Raw genomic sequence first — 23,109 nt, 5'->3', positions numbered from 1 at the left:
ATTTTTCAATTGATCCGAAATAACAGAACATGTCATACGTATCCCTGCTATATCTTTAATGTTTTCTTTTATAGATGCTAATGATAGCTCACCTTTTTTCTGTTCACCTTTTTAAGTATGCTCTCCGGTGACTTTGCCTCGAGCTAATATGTTCATTCGGATTATAGTCATGAATATATTGAAATTCTTCTTTCAAAATATTTAATTTTGTATTAACTTCATCGATTGCAAGTTTATATATCATCATAAACCTTTTGAGTTCTCCAAGAGGATACTTTCTTTCGTTGCTCTAAGGGCACTCATTCATGCTCTCCTCTATATAATCCTCTTTTAAGCAGTTCCATTTGCTCAACATAATATTTTAAAGCTTCTTCATCTGTTAAATCCTTTCCGAACACTTGAACAAGATTATGAAACGTCACGGATACAATAATTTTTAAAACATGCTGAATTTCCCGTTCATCTCTTATGTTTAAGTTTTTTGTGTTTATTAAGCGAATCATAGATAAATACTGATTTTTCCGATTTTCTTCATAAATATTATTTGCTAATGTATTTTCCATTTTATAATTCATATTTAAAAAAGTATTTTTAAAAAAGTTTTTGTATTCTTGATTTCTGTGATTCTGAATCATAAACTGGAATGAAGCAATAAAAGCTTCAAATATATCCCCGTTTTTCTCCTTTAAGGTCGTAATAAACCGTTCATTATTTTTCTCCGAAATCTGATTCAACAGATAATAATATAGATCCTCTTTCCCTTCAAAATATTGGTAAAAACTCCCTCTAGGGATTTCCGCTTCTTTGATAATATTGGCAATGGATGCTTCGTGTAAGGGAACTCGAGAAAATTCCTTTTTAGCAGCTTGAATTAAAGTGTCTCGCTTATCTTTAGGCAAGTGAAAAAATGTTTGTTTTGGCATATCAATATTCCTCCTGTCTAACAGATGACACCGTGTCATATCTAACAATAAACCGATTATATGTGACACCGTGTCATAAGTCAACAACAAAAATGACACCTTGTCACACAACTCCTTTACATACTAAGTGACTATTTAGGCGGTCAATAATAAAAAGTTGGGAAATAAAAAAATAGGTGCACATTTTAATTATTTCTTTAAGTTTACTTTGTGTAGAGCAAGAACCCTGTCACTAATCCCTAATTATATGTATTAGCAAAAAATTATTTACTCTACCCTAGTTGTATGGACTCTATACTGGGTAAAGGAGTAACGAAAAAGCCTAATTTCTCAATTTTAATGCCGAGAAATCAGGCTTATTATTTTTAGTATTTCCTTAAGGTTGTAAATTCGCGTTTTGCTGGCGGTATCCCTAGAAATGACATGGAAACAACTAAGGAGCCACATTTACACTTTTTGCACACAACCTATGAAATGTAACCGTAGAGTTCTTATTCAACAATCTGGCCCTTTAGTTGAATAGGAAAAAATCCTGCTGCAAATGACAGCAGGATTTTTATCAACCTTTATTATTAATGATCAAACTTTATTTTAAATAATCAATCCTTTTTATAAAACTACAATTGCTTCAACAGCTTATATAACCTTAAGTAGACCTACTCATATAGAAACGGTAACTGCTAACAAGAACAATTTCAGAGATTTGTTAGCAACAATACACCAATACGTTATTCCAGCTGGATAGAACATCATAAACGTTGACTAATACCTAAACGAGATATCTAATTTCATCAAAGCATTTGTCTTGTTTTGTCCATTTCCTTCTATAATTATATAATCTTACTTTTCAAGTCCCTTTCATGGTCTTTGACTCACTTATAAAAAGCTGTCTTCTTCACACTCCCTTCCGAAGCCTATTCAAGGTTGGCTCTGACTAAGCAGGAAAGGAAATTTAATTTTCTTTAATATGGGATTAGGTTAATTTTACTTAATAAAACAAATAGCCAATCGTTGAAATAATCATCGCTGAAGATCGTTATTAAAGGAATGCACCCGTTATTTCCTGTAGTGCTTACTAATTAAAAATGGCTAAAGTAAACTTTACATGTATATGATTTTACGTATTTAGCGTAACAAACAGCGGAATATACACCATCGATCTGCTTCTTTTCATCTGTGCACCTATGCATTCTTTATAGTTATGTTCATTGTTGGAATCACTGGTATCTTCTATATAATGTTTACACTTTTCTATCATTCGTTTGAAGAGATTTTTGCAAGTGGATAATCTCATTCTGTATACCTGGGAACGATTCTATTTCAGGAATGTTTTTAATAGACGGCGACTGTTTTCGTCCGGCAGCATTTGCCATCGTTTCACAAACATAAAGCATTTGAGACAGCTTTTCCTCTGAAAGAATTGGACGCTTTTCTACTTTTGCGTATTTTTCTAATAAATACCCTAATCGCTCGACGGAAAATATAATTGCCCAATAATAATCCACCGCCTTTTGATTGACCGGAATCTCACCTGCAGCGGTAGTATAGAGCGTTTTTAAAGTAATGATATTTGTTTGCATCTTTTTAATTTCACTGCTTTCTTCGACCTTAAATCCTACTCCGTGGTCAGAGAAAAGGAGTAATAAACATTGTGCTTGACTTCGGATGGTTTTGGATACTAAATGAGGCAGACGGCTAGATGCAGATCTTCTCCCTACCAACCATATTCCAATTAAGCCAATGGCACTCCCGATTACTACATCGATTAATCTAGCTGAAGCAAAATAAAAAAAACTGAAGCCTCCTTGACTTGTGCTCTCAGCCATAAGTAACGCACTTGGTGTGAAGAACAGGGCAGCTAACCCGTAATTTTTCACAATAAAAAGCTCTGTAATAAACGTCAGTAGTAGAATAAAAAGAGCAATGATGTATCCAGATGGCTGTGTAGCAAGAATGAAACTAGCAATTAGAATACCTATAATTGTACCCAGTCCTCTTTGAATCGCACGATGAGATGTAGCAACAATCGTTGAGCCTGACATAACCGCAACACAAGATAATGGCACCCAATAGGAGCGCGCTAAATTTAATTGATAGGCGATGATCGCTGCGATGATCGTTATTATACAGAATCGTAATGCAGATATAAATACAATTGAGTTTTTGTCAAATGCTCCACCAAAAATCCTCTTAAGTGATGGTTTAGAAATTCGTATCTCTTTATTAATTTTCGATGTTGGTTCATTCATGATAGCGCCTGCATCATATACTTTTATGAATAATGCAGCAACCTTTTCATCCATTATTTCTGGCTGGAGGATTTTTTTATGAACCCGATTACTCTTATCCTTATTATCTAGTGAAATCGTCATTTCCCGGATTGTTTGCCCTAGTTCCGGTGGTAACTTTGAATAATTTTCTGAAATATTTTCCAGTATATACAAAAATATCTTGTTTGCATGATCATTCAATACATACAGTCGTTTAAATAAATCCGTTTGTCTCCAAGGAATATACCCTGCTGCAAGTGTTTCTTCTGCTTCTTTTAAAACTGACATAACTCGGTTCCTCGACTCATTAAAATTCTCTGTACCAACTGAATCAATGAATGCGGCAAGTTCTAAATAAACTCTTTTTACTACATCTGTTTCAGGACCATGAGGATTAAATAACCAACCAATCATTGCAATGATCCACGATAATGCCCCACCTAAAAAAACGAGTCCAGCCCGTACTGGGGCAAGTTCTGGATTAACAGGCATACCTGTTGTCATTGCAAAGACTAAAACAAAAAAAATAGCAGATGGGCCAGTAATTCGTAATGCTCCAAAAATAAAAATAGCTGTAGCTCCTATAATCCCCATCAAAATAGCTGTTGCAAGCGGGTAAGGTGCAGCAAGTGTCCCTAGTACCGAAACCAAAGTCATACCAAGTACAACAAAAAATAGCTTTTTAGCATTTTGAGCATATGGAATATTGAAAACGTAAAGGTAGGTGAATCCCCCCATCCCAGCTATCAATCCATATTCGAAATTGCCAAACAATAATCCAATAATGACTGGCAAAGCTGCAGCTACCCCTGCACAAAATGCTTTTACCCAGGGAAATGGCTTTCTATTTACACTCATTGCCTGTTTCAAAAAAGATGGAGATTTAGCAGAGACTAATTTATTTGTTTCTCTCATACGACAGCTCCTTTTCTATAAGCATAAAAAATATGTATGGAAACATATGAACAGGTTGTACTATTTTTAAATCTTAATCACTACTTAAAAGACACCTTATTTTTGACTGCTACTAAACATAGTAACCACCTATCCAACTTATTATAATGAATCAATATTTTCATTATACTTCTGAAACACTATGCATAACTAATTGTCTTTTTTATGAATTCCATGCATGATTGTAATATCAGATATTTTGGGAGGATTTTATTGATGGATTTTCAACAATTAAAGTATTTTCAAACATTGGCTGATATTGAAAACTTTACAAGGGCATCAGTTAAATTAGACCTTTCTCAGCCAGCATTAAGTCGTTCCATCTGCCGACTTGAAGAAGAAATCGGCGTTCCCCTTTTTGAACGGAAAAGTCATGGGGTCGAATTAAATAGATATGGTAAAATTTTTCTTCGCCATGCAAATCAAGCTTTAGCAGAAATAAATGCAGCAAAACAAGAAATTAATGATTTAACCAATCCTCTAAATGGGACGATTTCATTGGCATTCATTGAAACTCTTGGATCTAGCTTTGTCCCTGAGTTAATTAGCGCCTTTCGAAAAGAAGTGCCAGGATTAAAATTTCAATTGTATCAGCACACAACAAGTAAGATTTTGAGTCAATTAGCATCTACTGAAATTGACATTGGCTTCTGTTCTCCACAAGAACCCATTGAAAATGTTAGCTCTATTCCCATTGTGAGGGATGAATTATTTTTAATAGTCCCCAATAACCATAGACTTGCAGGTAGGAAGGAAGTCGATTTAAGGGAGGTAGCCAATGATCCATTTGTGCTTTTTAAGCCTGAAACTGCTATGCGTGATGTGATTGAGAAAATTTGCCACAAAGCTGGGTTTCATCCAAAAGTGTCTTTTGAGGGATTAGAAGAGCGAACTGTCGCAGGACTTGTTGGAGAAAATTTTGGAGTTGCTCTCATTCCATTTATTCCTGGTCTGGATAAGAAAAAAATTTCAATAATTCGTATCAAGAAACCACAAAGTGTAAGAGTAATTCGAATGGTTTGGAAAATAAATGGATATATGTCACCTGCAGTTGTGAGGTTCAAGAACTTTGTTGAAATGACAATGCGATTATCTGAATCTGAAGGCTAATAACTGATTTTGGGGTGAAACGCTCAGTTAAGCTTTCACCCATAAGTATCAATATTAAATTAAACTTACTTAATAGATTCTTCAAGATTCTAGTGCAAATAATTGAGGAAGGTATAAAGAGGAGAAAAGTTTCCTAATGTAATCTGGTCTTAAGCAGCAATTCCAAATAGTTGTCTAACTTTATTGTAATTGCAATCCATTTTCTAGTTCATTTTTTAGATACCCAATAAAAACAGGGAAAGGTTCAAATAATAAATTCGCACTTTAAGCGAGATCTTTTCTAACTCCATCCTTTAACCATTTCGCAGTCACTGTCTCTGCGTTTAGCATTTCTTCTGGTGTGCCTTCGAATATAATTTGCCCACCGTCTTGTTTTCCTCCTCCCGGACCCATTTCTATTATCCAGTCGCTCGCCGCTATAAAGTCTAAATTGTGTTCGATTACTATGACAGAGTTGCCTCTGTTCACAAGCTTTTGAAATACATCCAAAAGTTTTTCATTATCTTCTGCGTGTAATCCTAAGGATGGTTCGTCTAACAGGTAGATTTGACCTTCCTTTTGTAATTGGCTTGCTAGTTTTAGACGTTGGATTTCTCCTCCGCTCAAAGAACTTGTCGTCTGTCCTAAGGTCAAGTACCCTAACCCTACGTTCTTTAGCGTATTCACTCTGTTGAGGATTTTTTGCTGTATAAAATAATCGGCAGCTTCATCTATTGTTAATTGTAATATCTCAATTATATTTTTATCCTGATATCGATATGACAGTGCTTCGTCTGAGTATCTCGTACCACCGCATGCTTCACATGGAATTGTCACTGGATCTGCAAATGCTACCTCGGGGGTAAGAACTCCTTTTCCTTTACAGACAGGACATGCTCCTAAGGAGTTAAAACTGAACAATCCTGCCGGTTGTCTCGTTGCTTTTGCAAATGCTGCGCGAATGTCATCCATTATTCCCATATATGTAGCCATGGTGGAACGGTTGGAAATTCCAATGCCACCTTGTCCTACTGTTATGGATTCTGGATATCTTTCCTTGAATGCTTCCAATATTAAGGAGCTTTTGCCTGAACCAGATACCCCGCAAACAGAGACTAAGACTTCTTTAGGAATATTTACATTCACATCTTTCAAATTGTTGTTCTTTGCTTCTCTTATTGTAAAATAACTTTTACTATCTCTTGTGCTTTTGTTTATTTTTAGTTTGTGCTTTAAGGCGTTTGCAGTTGGAGAGTTTTTTAATCCTTCTAATTGTCCTTGGTAGACAACTTTTCCTCCATTCACCCCTGCACCTGGACCCATCTCTATTATTTCATCAGCTACTTTTATTACAGATAGATTGTGTTCGATTACGATTACGGTATTATGTTGCTCTTTTATTCTTTTTAGCATTTGAATTAACATATTCACTTCTTCTGGATGGAGCCCCGCACTTGGTTCGTCGAAAATGTAGGTAATATTATTTAAACTGCTCCCTAAATGACGGGCAATTTTTACGCGTTGAGCTTCACCTCCGGAAAGGGTGCCCATTTTTCTTGTCAGACTCAAATACCCTAATCCCATGTCGACTAATTGTTTTATATAGAGGATTGCTTGTTTGGCTATCGATTCTCCCATAGGGTCTTTTATTTTCTTTAGTTCTTCAAGTATTTCCGGAAGCTCTAATTGATCGTATTCTGCGATATTTAAACCATTTATTTTGCATTCTAATACCTCTGGGTTTAGGCCTGAACCTTGGCATGTTGGACATAATGAATGTGTTGACACTGCTAATACATCATCTTGGGATACTTGTTTTAGTTTTGAGATATCCCTATTTATGTAGACGCGCGTAAATCTGGGCAATAACCCATCCCACTCTGCATTGTGCGGTCCATTTTTTGTGTGAAACGGCGCATAAGCTCTTTCACCTTCCCGGGGACCATATAATAGCAGGTGGAGGTCTTCTTCTGAGTAGTCCTTTAAGGGTTTGTCCGGATCAAATAATCCGCAGGTCATCATCCAATTACCTTGCCAACCTGAAGGAGATAAAGGCTTAAATTTAACAGCGTATTCCCGAAGCGACTTATCGAAATCAACCAACTTATTTACATCTGGTGCAATCACTTCCCCAAATCCACCACATTCTGGACATCTACCAAAGGAACTTTGACTCGAAAAATCGTGAGCAGAACCTATCGGTGGTTGTCCTATTCTCGAGAACAAAAGTCTAATGAGTGGATCTATATCCATATAGGTGCCTACTGTTGAACGGGAATTGCCTCCTATAGGTCTTTGCTCTACAACTATCACCGGACTTAAGTTTTGCATAAGATCGGCGGAAGGTCTTTCGTACCTTGGCATTTGATTTCTGACATAGAGAGGATAATTCAAAGTCATTTGCCTTCTGCTTTCTGTTGCTAACGTATCAAAAACAACTGAGCTTTTACCTGATCCTGAAAGACCAGTAAATACAATAATTTTTTCTTTAGGTATGTTTAAATCTATACTTTTCAGATTATTTTCTTTAAGCCCTCTTAAGATTATTTCATCTTTTCTTTCCGACATTTTTCTATCCTTTCTGTGCATTAAAGTATTTTTGTCAATCTTCCGTTATACCCTATTATCTGATAAAAATCATAGGCCTAAAACACATGAAACTGCCCTATTTATAATCGGCTTGAATCCTTGATTTAACTGTTCATTTTCGTTCCATCATTACCACAGCCTCAGCATGTGGTGAGTGCTGACGGTAAATAAAACAAAAAATAATTTGTGTGTGCATTCATCTTACCTTACTCATGTCACCTTCTTTAGTTTAAGTTTCATTTATCACAACACAGTTATAATAAGATATCATAAGTATGTGCTAAATGTGCTTTATCTTAATGACTTATTCATACCAATCGTTTCACTGAGAACTTCTCTAAAGAGTCATTCGTTTTTCTAATCTTGATTATATCAAGGATAGCTAAAGTAGATATATGCTGCCCAAAATACAGAGTTTAATATAGAATATTATATTAGGTACATAATTGACTCAGATAATAACCGTCCATTTTCTCAAAAAGTACTTTCCAGTCCTTAAAGAATAGAGTCCTAAAATAAAATACTCATTTCTGATGCATATGGAAATTATGCATCAGAAATGAACGAGAGTTCTCTTAAGGTTTTAAAACAAATTTAATACTCTACTCTAGTAAGCTGTTGGCTGATACCATTTTAAATTGTCATTGGTTTAGTCCCTATAAGTTAAAATCGTACGAATGGATTCACCTTTGTGAAGCAAATCAAATGCCTCATTGATATCTTTAAAGTCTAAGTGGTGTGTGATAAATGAATCTAAATCAATTTCACCATTCATAAACTCTTCAACCATGCCTGGCAGTTGAGTTCTTCCTTTCACTCCACCAAAGGCTGATCCGCGCCATACCCGGCCTGTAACTAATTGGAATGGACGAGTATGAATCTCTTTGCCCGCGCCTGCTACACCGATAATCGTACTTTCACCCCAGCCTTTGTGACAACATTCAAGGGCAGATCTCATAACTTCAACATTTCCAATACATTCGAAGCTGTAATCGACTCCTCCATCCGTCATTTCAACGATGACTTCTTGAATTGGTCTATCAAATTTAGCAGGGTTTACAAAGTCAGTTGCGCCCATCTTTTTAGCCAATTCAAATTTATCCTCATTTAAGTCTATCGCAATAATTCGGCTTGCTTTTGCTTGAACCAATCCTTGAATAACAGCTAACCCAATAGCTCCAAGACCAAATACGGCTGTCACAGCTCCTTCTTCCACTTTTGCTGTGTTATGTACAGCGCCAATCCCTGTAGTAACCCCGCATCCAAATAGACAAACTTTATCAAGCGGCGCTTCTGGATCAATTTTTGCTAAGGAGATTTCAGGAACGACTGTATATTCACTAAATGTACTTGTTCCCATGTAATGATAAATAGGCTCTCCATTATAAGAGAAACGTGTGGTTCCATCAGGCATTAAACCTTTACCTTGAGTTTCTCGCACAGCACTACATAAGTTTGTTTTACCCGAACGACAGAATTTACATTCTCCGCATTCAGCCGTATATAGTGGAATAACATGGTCCCCTGGTTTTACTGAAGTCACTTCATCCCCTACAGCCACGACAACACCAGCACCTTCATGACCTAATACAGCAGGAAATACGCCTTCGGGATCGTCACCTGATAAGGTAAAAGCATCTGTATGACAGACTGAAGTATAAAGAATTTTTACTAATACCTCTTTTGCTTTTGGTTCTTCCACATCGATTTCTACAATTTCAAGTGGTTCTCCTGGTTTGAATGCAACAGCAGCTTTACTTTTCAAATGAATACCTTCTTCCTTTTTATTTTCTAATTTGCATTTACCATAATTACATATTATAATCAGACGAACAATACTGACATTTTTGTCAGTATAAACAAAAACAACAGCAAAGAAGGGAACATAATAGATGGAAATCGAATATAAAGAAAAAACTTTTTTTACCAGCAAAGATTTGGCTTTATCAGTTATAGGTGGACGATGGAAAATAGCGATCATATGGTGTCTGCTCCAACACTCCCCATTAAGGTTAAGCGAAATACAAAAATACCTTCCAGATGTCAATCAACGTATGTTAATCAGACAATTAAGGGAATTAGAAGATGATAAAATAATTACTAGATGTGTATACCCGGTTGTACCTCCTAAAGTAGAATATGAACTGAGTGAAATTGGTTTACTTCTGGAACCCGTGGTAACTTCTATTTGTGATTGGGGAGATAATTTCAGATCATTTTTGGAAGAAAATGATAATTAAGCATCTGTTGAATAAAATTTCAAATTGATTAACTAGTAAATATCAACCTTCAGTTCATTCAGCGTTTTGCTAATATATTTACGCAAATATGCAATGTCGATATACAAAGGCTGTAAGCAATCTGTTCCCTGAAAATCAGGATAATGGAAGAAATCGAATAATAACATGCTAATTTCTTATGTATGTGCTAAACGGGAAAAGATTCTCAAATGATAGGGATGGAAACATTAAAAAAGCCACGAAACTGAACTGCACCCCAATTGTTAGACACAATCTAACAATTGGGGTGCAGTTCAAATCGCTTTACAGCCTTCTGATCTTTTGTTTTAACTAGATGTATATGAACAGTACCTATTCTTGCTTTAACACCTCAATCATAATGGCATCTCCTTGCCCGCTTCCTGAACAAATAGCTGCAATTCCAAGGCCGCCGCCACGGCGATTTAATTCGTAAGCTAATGTTAAAATAATGCGGGCGCCACTTGCCCCAATTGGATGTCCTAAAGCAATTGCGCCTCCATTTACATTTACTTTTTCCGGATCAATATCTGCAATTTTAGTGCTTGCAAGCGCAACAGCAGCAAACGCTTCATTAATTTCAAATAAATCAATATCTTTTACGCTTTTACCTGTCTTCTTTAATAGCTCATTAATAACAAGTCCCGGAGTCTGGGGAAATCTCTCTGCTTCAACTGCCACTTCAGCATGGCTAATAATGGTAGCTAGGATCGATCTCCTTTCTTTTTCGGCCCGCTCCTGACTCATTAAGACTAGTGCTGCCGCCCCATCATTCACTCCGGGTGCATTTCCTGCTGTAATGGTTCCATCCTGGCCGAACGCCGGGCGTAATTTTGCCAGTACTTCTATGTTTGTGTCTTTACGAGGGGCTTCATCCGTATCAACGATCACCGGGTCCCCTTTTCGCTGCGGGACTACAACAGCTGCAATTTCCTCTGACAATGTGCCATTTTCAATGGCTGCTAGCGCCCGCTCGTGACTGCGCACTGCCCAATCGTCCTGCTCATGGCGAGTCAACCCCAGCTGCTTGGCTGTTGTATTTCCATATGTGCCCATGTGCACTCCTGTGAAGCTGCACGATAAGCCATCATGGATCATCAAATCAACCATCTGTATATCTCCCATACGAGCACCCCACCGTGCTTTAAATACAGCATGTGGCGTATTCGACATAGATTCCATCCCTCCAGCAAGGATCACTTCTTCATCTCCCGCGCGGATGATCTGGTCTGCAAGTGTTACACTTCGAAGACCAGAGGCGCATACTTTATTAATTGTTTCTGTTTTTATATTCCATGGAATATTAGCTTCGCGTGCTGCCTGGCGGGAAGGAATTTGCCCTTGTCCTGCTTGTAACACATTCCCAAAAATGATTTCATCAAGCTCTTCTGGCTTCACATTTGCCCGATGGAGCGCCTCCTTCATCGCAATGCCGCCAAGTTCTGATGCCTTCAACGCTGAAAGTGCCCCACCAAATTTGCCAAACGGCGTCCGTGCACCGTCCAAGATGACTGTTCTTGTCATAATAACCCCCCTTTCTTAGTTTGCTGCCACAAGCTCAGGTACTATCGTGAAATACGCTTCTGTTTTTTCTCTCACTTCTTCTATCGTTATATTTCCTTGTGTTTCAATAAGAACCATGCCCTCTGCCGTAAAATCAAAAACGGCCATATCTGTGATTAATCGATTTACAACTCGCCGTCCAGTAAGCGGCAGTGTACATTCTTTCTTAATCTTTGATTCCCCATGTTTGTTTACATGTTCCATAATCACAACAACCCGCTTTGCACCGTTAACAAGATCCATTGCCCCGCCCATTCCCTTTACCATTTTTCCAGGGATCATCCAGTTAGCTAAGTCTCCTTGTTCAGACACTTCCATTCCACCTAGGATTGCAAGATCAATATGTCCACCGCGTATCATGGCAAACGACTCTGCACTGTCAAAGAAAGAAGCGCCTGGTACAGCGGTAATGGTTTCTTTGCCGGCGTTAATTAAATCCGGGTCTTCTTCTCCTGCAACTGGATATGGACCAATGCCAAGCAGGCCGTTTTCTGATTGGAGCAGTACATTAAAATCAGCTGGAATTTCGTTTGCAACAAGTGTGGGCATGCCGATGCCCAGATTTACATTCATGCCATTCTTAATTTCCTGAACGGCCCTTTTTACAATTGCAAGGCGTGCATCTTTCATTCAACATCACTCCGTTCCTTTTTTATTATGCTTGCGCAACGGTCAACCGCTCAATCCGCTTTTGATAATTCGTTCCGAGCAATAAACGCTGAACATAAATGCCTGGTGTATGGATTTCATCTGGATCTAGTTCTCCTGGTTCCACAATCTCTTCCACTTCTGCAATGGTAATTTTCCCCGCCATAGCAGCAAGGGGATTAAAGTTACGAGATGTTTTCCGGTAAACCAGATTCCCGAGTGTATCTGCTTTCCATGCTTTCACAAGTGCAAAGTCCCCGACAATCCCTCTTTCCAACAAGAATGTTTTGCCGTCAAATACCTTCGTTTCTTTTCCTTCTGCAATCGGCGTTCCAACACCGGTTGGAGTATAAAACCCTGGAATACCTGCTCCACCTGCTCGAATACGTTCTGCTAACGTGCCTTGCGGTGTTAATTCGACTTCTAGCTCACCGCTCAGATACTGCTGTTCAAATATTTTATTTTCTCCCACATAAGAAGACACCATTTTTTTGATCTGGCGGTTCGCAAGTAAAAGGCCAAGACCCCAGTCATCGACTCCACAGTTATTGCTAACGACGGTTAAGTCTTTCGTTCCCTGTTCTTTAATCGCCTGAATCGATAATTCTGGAATGCCACAAAGTCCAAAGCCGCCAACGATAATGGTCGAACCATCCTGTATGTCTCTGACAGCTTCTTTAAATGAATGAATCACTTTTCCCTCTTTCACCGAAACGCCTCCCTTTTGTTTAAAAATTTAGAATTTTTCCTATCTATAAGTTTACATTTTCAATTTTTATAAGTAAAATACATAAATTGAATACATTCTATGCTTTTAAGGAATAAATAGGAGGCATCCATGGAATTAAGAGATTTGAAGTCATTTATGGAAGTAGCAGAGCATCGAAGCTTTACAAAAGCCGCCACTCACTCTTATCTATCTCAACCTTCCTTGAGTAAAGCGGTTAGAAAGCTAGAAGAAGAATTACATGTGGAACTGTTTGATCGCTCCACACGCCATTTGCAGCTGACGGATGCGGGAAAAATTGTGTATCAGCAAGGTCAAAAAGCATTTAGTGCCCTAACCGAACTAGGCGTACTGTTAGATGAATTAATGGACATAGCCGCCGGCGAAATTAAAATCGGTATCCCGCCCTTGATTGGCACGTTATTTTTTCCGGATATTGCCCGACGCTTCCATAAGAAATACCCAAAAGTTTCACTTGAACTGGTTGAACTTGGGGCCAAGCTCATCGCTCAGCTTGTTGAAGAGGGACAGATTGACCTTGGCATCATCGTTTTACCAGCTGATGAAGAGAAATTTAATACTTATCCATTTATCCAGGATGAATTTGTTTTATATATTCATGAAAATCATAGGCTTGCAGGGAAAGAGAACGTTTCCCTTAATGAATTAAAAAGTGAAAAATTTATTTTGTTTTCCGAGAGCTTTACACTTCATGACTATATCAAGCGGGCATGCGAAGACGCGGGGTTCACTCCGTCCATAGCCTATCAAAGCTCACAATGGGATCTCATCATTGAACTTGTCTCGTCCCAACTTGGTATCACTCTTTTGCCAAAGTCCATTTATTACAAACAAAATAACCCAGAAATCAAAATTGTCCCGATCAAACACTCTCCTCTTCTCTGGAAACTTGGCATTATTACAAAGAAAAATGCCTACCACTCTTTCGCCTTAAAAGAGCTGTTAAAAATGCTGAAGAAATAAAAGTCTACTAGGAAGCAGGTTAGGGTTTATGTTTTTTCATATGGAAAATATCAAAGATGATGGATTGCGTTATCTAATAGTGTAGTAGAATCTTTGACTTCTACCATTTCATAAGGCTATAGATCCTGACTATATCACAGTTAATTTTAGCAGCAATGTCATAAGTTAAATAGTTCACCGGTCTACCAAGCCCATGAATGTCCTGTCATACAATCGTTTGATGACATTTAGTGCTTCCGAATCCATTTCTTTGACAAACTGAACTTCCTTTTCCTTATCTACAATATTTGACAAACTGAACTTCCTTTTCCTTATCTACAATATTTTCTTGTTTAATTTGGTCCTTCTCTTCTTTCATGATTATCACTCCTTATCGTTGGTATAGTAGAAGTTAGATGCTTGAGAAAAATCAAACAAAAAGCCAGCAGCAGAAATCTTTTTTGCTGGCTTTTCTTTATTAATTTACATTCAATTTGTTCAGCATTCGATAAAGCATAACAGCTGTTTCTGCTCTCGTTGTCTCCTTCTTCGGTTCAAACTTCCCATTTTTATAGCCATTAATAATGCCCAGCTCTACAGCTTGTTTGACAGGAACCTTGGCATAATCATTTATGCGCTTGTCATCTTTAAATACCTGATTTAACTTCAACGAATCTAGTAATTGCGGTTGCTGATACCCGATCGCACGTATAATCATTGCAGCCATTTGTTCACGGGTAATATTGGCGTCCGGATCAAATACTCCTCCTTTTTTTCCTGACACGATACCTGCTCGATTGGCTGCTTCAATTTGAGCAGCTGCCCAGGTCTTGCTTTCTGGGACATCCATAAAAATTCCCTCATATTCTTTCATTGGCACTTGCATCGCACGAACTAGTAAAACAGCAAATTCAGCTCTTGTTAACTTTTGCTCCGGAGCGAATAGATCCTCCGTTTTTCCACTTGTGATGAGTTTTGAAGCAAGAGAATGAATTTCCTTCTTTGCCCAGTGCTGATTTGTATCTTTAAAGACTTTATCACTGGAAAGTACGGTGAGCATAGAATCTTGTCTCATCGGAATGACCCAGTGTTCCCCTTGCAAATAGCCCCCGGCATACTCCCACTTCTGTGTTTTCTCATTATAAGAAGCACCTGTTATTTTATCTTTTTCAACGGGACCGTTTAACTTCATACTTAATAAAAGAGGTGTCGGCAAATTAGAAATAACTGTTTTCTCTCCAGCTAAAATAGATATCTTTACAATCTCGGATTTGAATTGAGGAGCAACTGAAGCTTTGGCCACTTGCGCTTGTTTGGACACTTTGATATGAATCATTTCGCCGTCTTGCTCTTGTAAATAAGCGAGATTTTCTGGTGAAAGTATAATATCATGCCCTCCATCAAGAACAACTTTCATCGGCTGCTGACTAGTAGCTAATTTCTTCACTAACTCTTTTGATAGAGCCAGACTCATCCGTTCAACTTTCTCTTTATTCATATCAAGCAGCCATTCTTGTGAACCTGCTTGGATTTGTTCTTCGTTGATTTCGATCACTTTCTCTTGACCTTCTGGTTTGCTAGGTGGCTCTGTTGTTCCACCACCGCCTCCGCCTGTTTCCTTTGCTTTTGTTGTAAACGTCCATACGTCTGAACGCACTTCTCCTTCAAATTGATCTTTGACGGTGACATACCAGCCATGCTCTGTATTTGCTTGAAGGTTATTCCAAGAAATCTCTGGGGTTTGTTGGTCTTTCACTCCTTTTTGTTCACCGATTTTCTTATCTGTGAATACATTTGCTTCAAAGGAGTCGGTAGCTACTACTTTTTCCTTTGGTGTCAAATCCGTTTCAATAACAAATTCATCTTTTCCTGGATACTCACTCGTATTGTAATAATTAAATTTATCAAGGTAGGGGGAGTACGTTTTCATGTAAATTTTATTTTCAACGGGATTCACTTGCATAATACGAAGGAATCCCTGTCCACCTTCTGGGCCACCTTGGTAATCAGCTAGCATTTGATATACTTTTCTATCAGGCATGCCATCTTTGTCGTCGTCAATCTCATCCACTAACGTCTCACTATCATGATAATGACCAGATAAAACAGCAATAATATTTTGATTCGGAAGCACAACCTCGTTATACACTTTATCACCGATTGGACTGCGATTTCCTGACACCAGTAAGTATTCATGGAAATTTAGAATCGCTTTTCTATCAGGATATTTAGCCAGCACTTTATTCATCCAAGCAATATCCTCATCATTGACTCCCCATCCCATGTACAGCATGATAAAATCATTGCCATTTGAGCTAATCAAATCATAATGCCCACGGTTATTTTTATAAGATTCTCCATAGTAATCTTTGTCTTTAAAACGAGCTTCTCCAAAGTATTTTCCATACTCATTATAATCACCTGTTTTATGACCAACATCATGATTACCAGCCAACACACCATACGGAACATTTCCTTTATCTAAATATCCCATATACTCGTCAGCATGTTTCCATTGATACTCCTGGTCAGACTCATCTACAAGATCTCCCGTATGGAAGGCATATTTAATATTCATCTCTTCTTTTTGAGCAACGGTCCACTCTGTCATTTTTTTAAAAATATGCGGATAGCTTTCAGAGTAATATTGTGTGTCAGACATCCAAATAAAGGAATAATCAAATTGAGTTGTCGAGGCAATCTCATCTTGAACCATTACCTGTACTTTCTTATCCTTCACATAATCGGAGCCTTTCACACTACCGCGTAACTTAAAGTTCTTATCATCTTCCGCCACTTTCCACTCTGTTAGTTCCCATTTGTTCGCTTTGTAATTCCATACATACATGGACACTTTACGGCCAATTAGTGATTTCCCTTCCCAGTTCAGCTCAATTTCATCATTTTCACTAACTTCTTCGTCTACTTCTACTTCAAAGCGTTGGTACGGAAATTGATTTGTTGACTTCGTCGTCACATATTGTTGATCAGCCGCTGCTAACTTATCAACATCTGTCACAGGCTGTTCTCCAGCAGGGATCATTTCCTTTGGCGGTTCACGATCCACATTGTTTTCGTATACAGACACATGGTCCGCTTCATTCGCTTTGTACTGATAACCTTTCATAAATGCCACATCAAGCTCATCTTTTGTTGGGTCAGACACTTTCACTTTTAATTTTGTAGAAGCAGAAACGTTCTTTGCACCATCTTTTGGATTCACTGCTTCTGGCTTATACGGCTGTTCTTCAGCAACATGAAATGCAACAGTTTTAGTTGCTTCATTTCCTACCTGATCGACAGCTGTTATTTTTAGCGTATGTGCACCCGGTTTTAATTTGGCTGAAGATGTTTCAAGTGGAAGGCTGATTTCTTTGCCATCAAGCTCTGCTGTTACTTTATCAACCCCTGACAAATCATCCTTTGCCTCAACATTAATAGAGATCGGACCTTTATATTCTTTCCCCTCTTCTAGAGTTGATGTCAAGACTGGCCCGCTATTATCAACAATGACGCTCGCTTTGGCTTTTTCCTCTCCGTTGGCAGCCTCCACAACGTGAATACCTTCCTTTACTTTCGTAGTGTCCCACTTATAAGCTTTCGCAATAAATTTCTCCTCTGGCACTTTAAAAGAGAAATCAATGACAGGTTTGGCTGACGCTCCGTCTCCTACTGAAATTTCTTTATCTGGATTGCTGTAAGCAGGATCATAAATGATCGTTCCATCTTTTAATACGAGCCGAATGTTTTTTATATAAAAATCATCTCGGTTTTCCTCGGATTCTTGATCAAAAGGAGACACCTTTGTTCCAGAGCGGATGGAAATAATAGCATTCTTTCCTTGCTCAAAATATTTTGGATCGACCGGAACAGTTTTTGTTACATATGTATCGATCGTATCATCGAAAATATGCAACGCTTCATCGCCAATTGTGACACCATTTTTAAAATAAAGGTTTACCTTCTTTACATCGAAAGCAAAATAGGCTGGTTCTGTTAAAGCTGGTGTTGTTTCCGATGTCACGTCCGTGCCATCAACGGAAAGCTTCGTATTCGCATATTCTTTTGGATGGGAAGCTTTAATTAAAGCTGTTTTATTTAATAAAGAATCATCTTCTACATTCAAACCAATCCCGGTTTGCTGCTGGTCTTGCAAAATAGGCATTTTCTTCGGCTCTGTCTTTATTTCATTCACTCCGTCCGACACAACCAAATAATATTCAACCAATTGTTTGCCTATTAAACTAGGAGAGTAAATGGTATGATGATACAGTTTATCATCATAGTTTTCTGTTAAATCAACAGCTTGATACTGAGAATCCTTATTTGTTTTGTAAAATAAACGAGCTGTTTTCACAGCACGATTGTCTTTTAAATCAAAAGTTAATTGGATATCATTCATTTCAGAGACAGGTGTTTGATCCGTGACATCCGATACGACTGGCTTTTCATTATCAATCGGTAATTTCACCTTTTGATCCGGCTTTTGACGATCGGCTAGTGTTCCCGGTGTTGCTGCATTCGTGCCACTGCTATACTTCTTCATTACCGTGTCGCCTGGTGTTGTCGGGAATGTATAGAAAATGCCTTTGTCGGCTATCGTATCATCTTTTGTTCCTTCATCATTATAATAGCCTACTGAAACGTCTTTCCCTGTATTTGTTGCAATCGAAATACCGCGGGCTCCACTATTTGCCATCCCTCCAGAAAATATTCTCACTATATTTTTGTCCTCTATTAAATCAACATTATAGTGACTGTTAAAGTCAGCCACTGTTTTGTCTTGATTCGGCCCATTAATAATCCAAAATACCATCGTTTCACCTGATGGCAAAAGGATGTCTTCTTTCGCTGGTCCCCAAATCAAATCGGCACCTGGGCCTTCTGCTGGATAACGATAACGAATTTTATAGTCTTTCAAGTTCACCGTTTCTGTCGTATTGTTATACACCTCGATAAATTCATACCCATCAAGCCCGCCAACATTAGTGGAATCAGGTACGATTTCCGTCATTAACAGCTCAGGCACTTTTTGCGAATCGTATGTATGTCCTTCTACAGTTACTTTATATTCCTCTGTTTTTGATATGTTCACTCCATCAAATGCATGGATTTGATAAAAGATTTCCTGTCCTGCAATCTCTTCTTTAGGAATCATTACTGCATATGTATTAGGCTTCTGTTCATCAGCTGACATATTTATTTCTGTCCAAGGGCTATCTTGATTCAAGCGATACGTGACTTTGACATTTTTCACCGTTATATCATCTGTCACTTGAGCATTCAATTGGACATCTTCACCTGCTTGAATAGAAGCCACAGGAGTATGTTCAATCACAGGTGCTGTTGTATCCTTAACAACATGCACAGGTTCTTCCGGCACTTGCTCTGGCAAGACTGCTCCTGGAGTGGCCGGCTCATTAAAATGGATTACTTCCATCTTCTTTTGATCAGCCGATAATTGATATTGAATACCATTATTTTCTTGTACTTGATCTTTTGAATAGCTCGCTTCCGATAATTCGTTATTATATGTATCAGCAATCGCTAATGTCCGTGCAGCCGTATTCGACATTCCCGCTGATTCTACCGTCGCCAATTGATCTTCTGTTAACTGACTATTGAACTGCTTGTTAAAGTCAGCTAATGTCAAATCTTTGTTGGCTTCATTTTTCACCCAAACAACGATCGTGCCTTGTGCAGGAATCGTTTTATCTTCTTTAAATGTCCATGTTGCATCTCCTTTACTTCCATCTGGATAGCGATAAATTAATTGATAATTTTTCAATGACACAGGCTGATCGCTATTGTTATATATCTCAATAAACTCGTAGGCATCGGTCGAACTGCCAGGTACATTAGTTGTATTCGGAACCAACTCAGTAATAAATAATGAGGGGTTTTTTTGAACATCTAATATGGGTGTTTGTACAGACTCCGTCATCCCTTCGGCAGATATTTCTGATGCAAATGTTGGAACAGATAAACAAGCGGCAAGTGCTAACATGTAGACGGACCTTTTTTTCATAACTTCCTCCTTATTAAAAATGCTTCGTTTACATTTTAAATAAAGATTGTACTTTTACTGTAAGCAGATTGTTAATATGAAGTTAATTTTCAAAAAATAGGTTTATAGACCAATTATTCAAAGTATACAAAAACGTAGAGTTAGCGTGGTTTTGTGGACAGAGTTTAATTAAGACGTTGTAATTATTTTGAGAGGATGTGACCGAATTAGAACATAAATCCGCAGAAGAAAAATATACTGATGACTTAAAGAAGACGATTATTGTTTTGTCTCATTCATGCAGCTCAGTAAACAATTAAGCCGCAAATGTGGTGTATCAAAAGTTCCGATTTATAAATGGGCAAAAGAGTTTACATTCATCCATTCAGTGAAAGTTACTGATAGGTATTCTTTTACTTTTGAAAAGTTCTTTTTAATAAAAAAAATGAACAGAGATTTCTCTTTTAAATTTAACTGTATAATAGGCCTTATCTTATAATATTTTTTATTCAAAGGAGACCTAACTGCAACTAGGTTTACTATCTATTTACAGGATAAAATATCGGTAAAGACAGGCAGGTATTCTCTTTACTTTACATAATATTTATTATTGTTGTCTTAAAAGGGAGTGCTTTGCTGGCACTCCCTTTATGATTTGGTTGGAAGCAAAATGACAAGGCCAAGCTCTCAAATTGCTCCAGGCTTTCCTCTCCATCAAAATTTACTATTCCCAATTTCTTTCTACAAAAATTCGCAAAACAACCTCCTTGCATGTTGATTCCCTCTTTTTCTCTTTTTCCCTCATTGAAGGGTCCCTGTTTAAGAGTTTAAGCAAGCAACATTTAAGAAGATATCAAGCGTGGGTAGGGGAACGGGGTCCTCGTGTTTTTAAAAAAAGGGCCTTACTCCCCAGCAACGATCGCCAGGAAAACAATGATTTGGAAAAGCTTCTTCTCTTTCCTTCACCGGTCGGACTATATTAAGGAAGCCGGCCATGAGGGATTGCTCAGTGCCACGGTCCGAAAAGAAGGCCGGCCTAATCGAGACTCAGGGCCAAACGAGGTCGTCCAGCTGCTGGATTATTTTAAACGTGAGAACCGCCCTGTTCTTTTCGGCCTTATGCAAATACTAGACGCAACAGGTTTACGAAATGTAGAGTTATGTAAAATAAAGGTTTCTGCCCTGAAGTATGACAGCTTGGTTGGAGGATACTAGCTGTCCGTGTGGAGAAAAGACAACAAGCACCGCTCTATTCCTCTGACGCCAAAAGTGACGGAAAACATTCGCCATTATAGGGAAGCAAGACTTCCAGATACCCGTTTTTCAGAGAATAACGATTCCCCACTAGTACTGGCAAGGCTTTCTCTTCCTCTTATCTCGCTCAATATTTTGGAAAGGCGATTGAGTGGACGGACCTGCCGAGTCACCGCCCATTCATTCCGGTGCAGATATTTATAAAACTATGCGAAGCCTGAGGCATGAAAAAATCGAAACGACCATGATTTATCTGGAGAAAATATTCGAGTGGGAGCAGAATGCTGTTCACTACTGGAAAGATGAAATTTTAGGAGAGTATATATAATATGAAGAAACTTGTCATAAAAAGAAATAATTAAGATATGCTGTCCTTTATAAGATTGTAAAAGAAGCTATTTTTATTTAAATGTAATTTGAATTTTGCACAATTTGAATTTTTATATTTTATTCTTCTAGCTAGCCATTGTATAAAGAGCTAATAAAGTTATTTAATTATGATATAAAAATATGAGAGCCTTCCTACATTTTATTATAGAAAGGCTCTTTAAAGTTGTTTATTTTATATCGGTTTAAATGCGTTTGCACTCAAAAATCAATAGTGAACCAAAGACATCGAATAATTACTTTTAAAACTTCCATTCTCCATTGAGAGCACCTCTTTTCAGACTAACTCTCTTCATATTACATTGTTTTTTGACAAAACTGAAAGTTCTTCTTTCCCTATTCGAAGAAGTTCTTCAAATACCTCCTGATTGTGCTGACCTAGCGTCGGCGGGCCAAATTTAGTTTGGATATTTAACCCGCTATGCCGAAGCGGACTGGCCAGCAGCTTTACCTCACCCGTAGTATGAGGAACTATTTCGATTCCTCCCCTAGCGATTACTTGATCTTGCTCCAATGCCTGTTGAATATTATTAACACGTCCCACAGGAACTTTAGCTTTTGAAATAATTTCAACCCATTCACTTGACATCCTAGTCACTAATACTTCCTCAATAAGCTGAACTAATTCTTCTTCATGTTGTTTTCGATCATTATTTGTTAAAAAGCGTTCATCACTGCCCCACTCTGGATGATCCAAGGCGCGAGATAACTTTCGAAATAAGTGATCGTTCCCTGCACATATCATGATGGGAAAGTCAGCTGTTTGGAATAATTGATAGGGTGCTACATTATTATGCTGATTGCCTTTCCGCACAGAGATCATTCCAGTATTTAAATAAGCAGTCGCCACATTGGCCATACTCGATACTTGTACATCCAGCAAAGACATGTCGATATATTGGCCTTCTCCTGTTAGATCTCTTTGCCTTATTGCAGCTACTATCCCTAATGCCACATAAACCGAAGTAATAATATCCGCAATCGGAATCCCTACTTTTGTCGCTTCACCATTTGGGGCACCCGTGACATCCATCAACCCACTCATCGCTTGTATGACTGGATCAAATCCGGGCAATAAACCTAGAGGGCCATTCTGTCCAAATCCTGTAACCGAACAAACAATGAGACCCTTATTTCTTTCCTTTAAAACTTCATAATTTAGCCCGAGTTTTTCCAACGTTCCAGACTTAAAATTTTCAATGACGACGTCTGACTTTTCTACTAAATCTAGGAATAGTTTCTTTCCTTCTTCAGTTTTTAAATTAAGAGTAATAGACCTTTTATTACGATTAGCACTTAAATAGTAAGTACTCTCTCCATTTTTAAAAGGTCCCCACTCCCTCAAACTATCCGATCCGCCTGGCGGCTCCACGCGTATGACGTCTGCCCCCATGTCTCCAAGTGTCATCGCTCCAACTGGGCCCGCATAAACTCTAGATAAATCAAGCACACGTATATCATGCAGGGGTTGTAACAA

The 23,109-nt window shown here is 38.1% G+C and carries 13 protein-coding genes and 1 pseudogene; 4 read left to right on the top strand and 10 right to left on the bottom strand.

All coding sequences use genetic code 11. The features are described from left to right. Positions 1 to 12: 12 nt before the first annotated feature. The 3 genes and pseudogenes from AC623_RS21905 to AC623_RS08845 all read right to left on the bottom strand — a co-directional run. A pseudogene (locus AC623_RS21905) lies at positions 13 to 247 on the bottom strand (GTP pyrophosphokinase family protein); the annotation flags it as partial. A gap of 52 nt (positions 248 to 299) precedes the next feature. Continuing rightward, positions 300 to 923 carry a TetR/AcrR family transcriptional regulator gene (locus AC623_RS08850; protein WP_049662116.1) on the bottom strand — a complete coding sequence of 208 codons (624 nt, stop codon included), beginning with the start codon at positions 921 to 923 and terminating at the stop codon, positions 300 to 302. Positions 924 to 2,164: 1,241 nt separating this feature from the next. Continuing rightward, positions 2,165 to 4,108: an FUSC family protein gene (locus AC623_RS08845; RefSeq protein WP_049662115.1), complete on the bottom strand. Its 1,944-nt coding sequence runs from the start codon at positions 4,106 to 4,108 to the stop codon at positions 2,165 to 2,167. 255 nt (positions 4,109 to 4,363) lie between these two features. On the opposite strand from AC623_RS08845, the gene AC623_RS08840 reads away from it, so the two are divergent. Continuing rightward, positions 4,364 to 5,257, top strand: a complete 894-nt coding sequence (locus tag AC623_RS08840) for a LysR family transcriptional regulator (RefSeq protein WP_049662114.1) — start codon at positions 4,364 to 4,366, stop codon at positions 5,255 to 5,257. Positions 5,258 to 5,521: 264 nt separating this feature from the next. Here AC623_RS08840 and AC623_RS08835 read toward each other — a convergent pair whose 3' ends face one another. After that, complete coding sequence (locus AC623_RS08835) at positions 5,522 to 7,804, bottom strand: ATP-binding cassette domain-containing protein (RefSeq protein ID WP_049662113.1); 2,283 nt, start codon at positions 7,802 to 7,804, stop codon at positions 5,522 to 5,524. A 670-nt stretch (positions 7,805 to 8,474) separates the two neighbouring features. Then, on the bottom strand, positions 8,475 to 9,590 hold the full coding sequence (locus AC623_RS08830; RefSeq protein ID WP_049666425.1) for an S-(hydroxymethyl)glutathione dehydrogenase/class III alcohol dehydrogenase: 1,116 nt from the start codon (positions 9,588 to 9,590) through the stop codon (positions 8,475 to 8,477). A gap of 127 nt (positions 9,591 to 9,717) precedes the next feature. Between AC623_RS08830 and AC623_RS21015 the strand changes: the two genes are divergently transcribed. Then, the gene (locus AC623_RS21015; RefSeq protein ID WP_082174369.1) at positions 9,718 to 10,065 is read left to right on the top strand and encodes a winged helix-turn-helix transcriptional regulator; all 348 of its coding nucleotides are present in this window, start codon (positions 9,718 to 9,720) and stop codon (positions 10,063 to 10,065) included. Positions 10,066 to 10,416: 351 nt separating this feature from the next. Here AC623_RS21015 and AC623_RS08825 read toward each other — a convergent pair whose 3' ends face one another. From AC623_RS08825 to AC623_RS08815, 3 genes are read right to left on the bottom strand one after another with little or no spacing between them, the layout of a single operon-like run. Continuing rightward, on the bottom strand, positions 10,417 to 11,607 hold the full coding sequence (locus tag AC623_RS08825) for an acetyl-CoA C-acetyltransferase (RefSeq protein ID WP_049662112.1): 1,191 nt from the start codon (positions 11,605 to 11,607) through the stop codon (positions 10,417 to 10,419). A 15-nt stretch (positions 11,608 to 11,622) separates the two neighbouring features. Then, on the bottom strand, positions 11,623 to 12,276 hold the full coding sequence (locus AC623_RS08820; protein ID WP_049662111.1) for a 3-oxoacid CoA-transferase subunit B: 654 nt from the start codon (positions 12,274 to 12,276) through the stop codon (positions 11,623 to 11,625). 25 nt (positions 12,277 to 12,301) lie between these two features. Then, positions 12,302 to 13,003 carry a CoA transferase subunit A gene (locus AC623_RS08815; RefSeq protein ID WP_049662110.1) on the bottom strand — a complete coding sequence of 234 codons (702 nt, stop codon included), beginning with the start codon at positions 13,001 to 13,003 and terminating at the stop codon, positions 12,302 to 12,304. A 129-nt stretch (positions 13,004 to 13,132) separates the two neighbouring features. On the opposite strand from AC623_RS08815, the gene AC623_RS08810 reads away from it, so the two are divergent. Then, positions 13,133 to 14,005 (top strand): LysR family transcriptional regulator, encoded by an 873-nt coding sequence (locus AC623_RS08810; protein ID WP_049662109.1) that lies wholly within the window; start codon positions 13,133 to 13,135, stop codon positions 14,003 to 14,005. A 457-nt stretch (positions 14,006 to 14,462) separates the two neighbouring features. On the opposite strand, the gene AC623_RS08805 is transcribed toward AC623_RS08810, so the two are convergent. After that, on the bottom strand, positions 14,463 to 20,012 hold the full coding sequence (locus AC623_RS08805) for an S-layer homology domain-containing protein (RefSeq protein ID WP_049662108.1): 5,550 nt from the start codon (positions 20,010 to 20,012) through the stop codon (positions 14,463 to 14,465). 861 nt (positions 20,013 to 20,873) lie between these two features. Here AC623_RS08805 and AC623_RS08795 point away from each other — a divergent pair. Then, positions 20,874 to 21,206, top strand: coding sequence for a hypothetical protein (locus AC623_RS08795; protein ID WP_049662106.1), 333 nt, complete (start codon positions 20,874 to 20,876; stop codon positions 21,204 to 21,206). A 718-nt stretch (positions 21,207 to 21,924) separates the two neighbouring features. Here AC623_RS08795 and AC623_RS08790 read toward each other — a convergent pair. Further along, complete coding sequence (locus AC623_RS08790) at positions 21,925 to 23,109, bottom strand: CaiB/BaiF CoA transferase family protein (RefSeq protein WP_049662105.1); 1,185 nt, start codon at positions 23,107 to 23,109, stop codon at positions 21,925 to 21,927.

Origin of the sequence: Bacillus sp. FJAT-27231 (assembly GCF_001183975.1) — a bacterium.
GTDB lineage: Bacteria > Bacillota > Bacilli > Bacillales > Domibacillaceae > Pseudobacillus > Pseudobacillus wudalianchiensis.
This window is presented reverse-complemented; position numbering and strand designations above follow the sequence as displayed.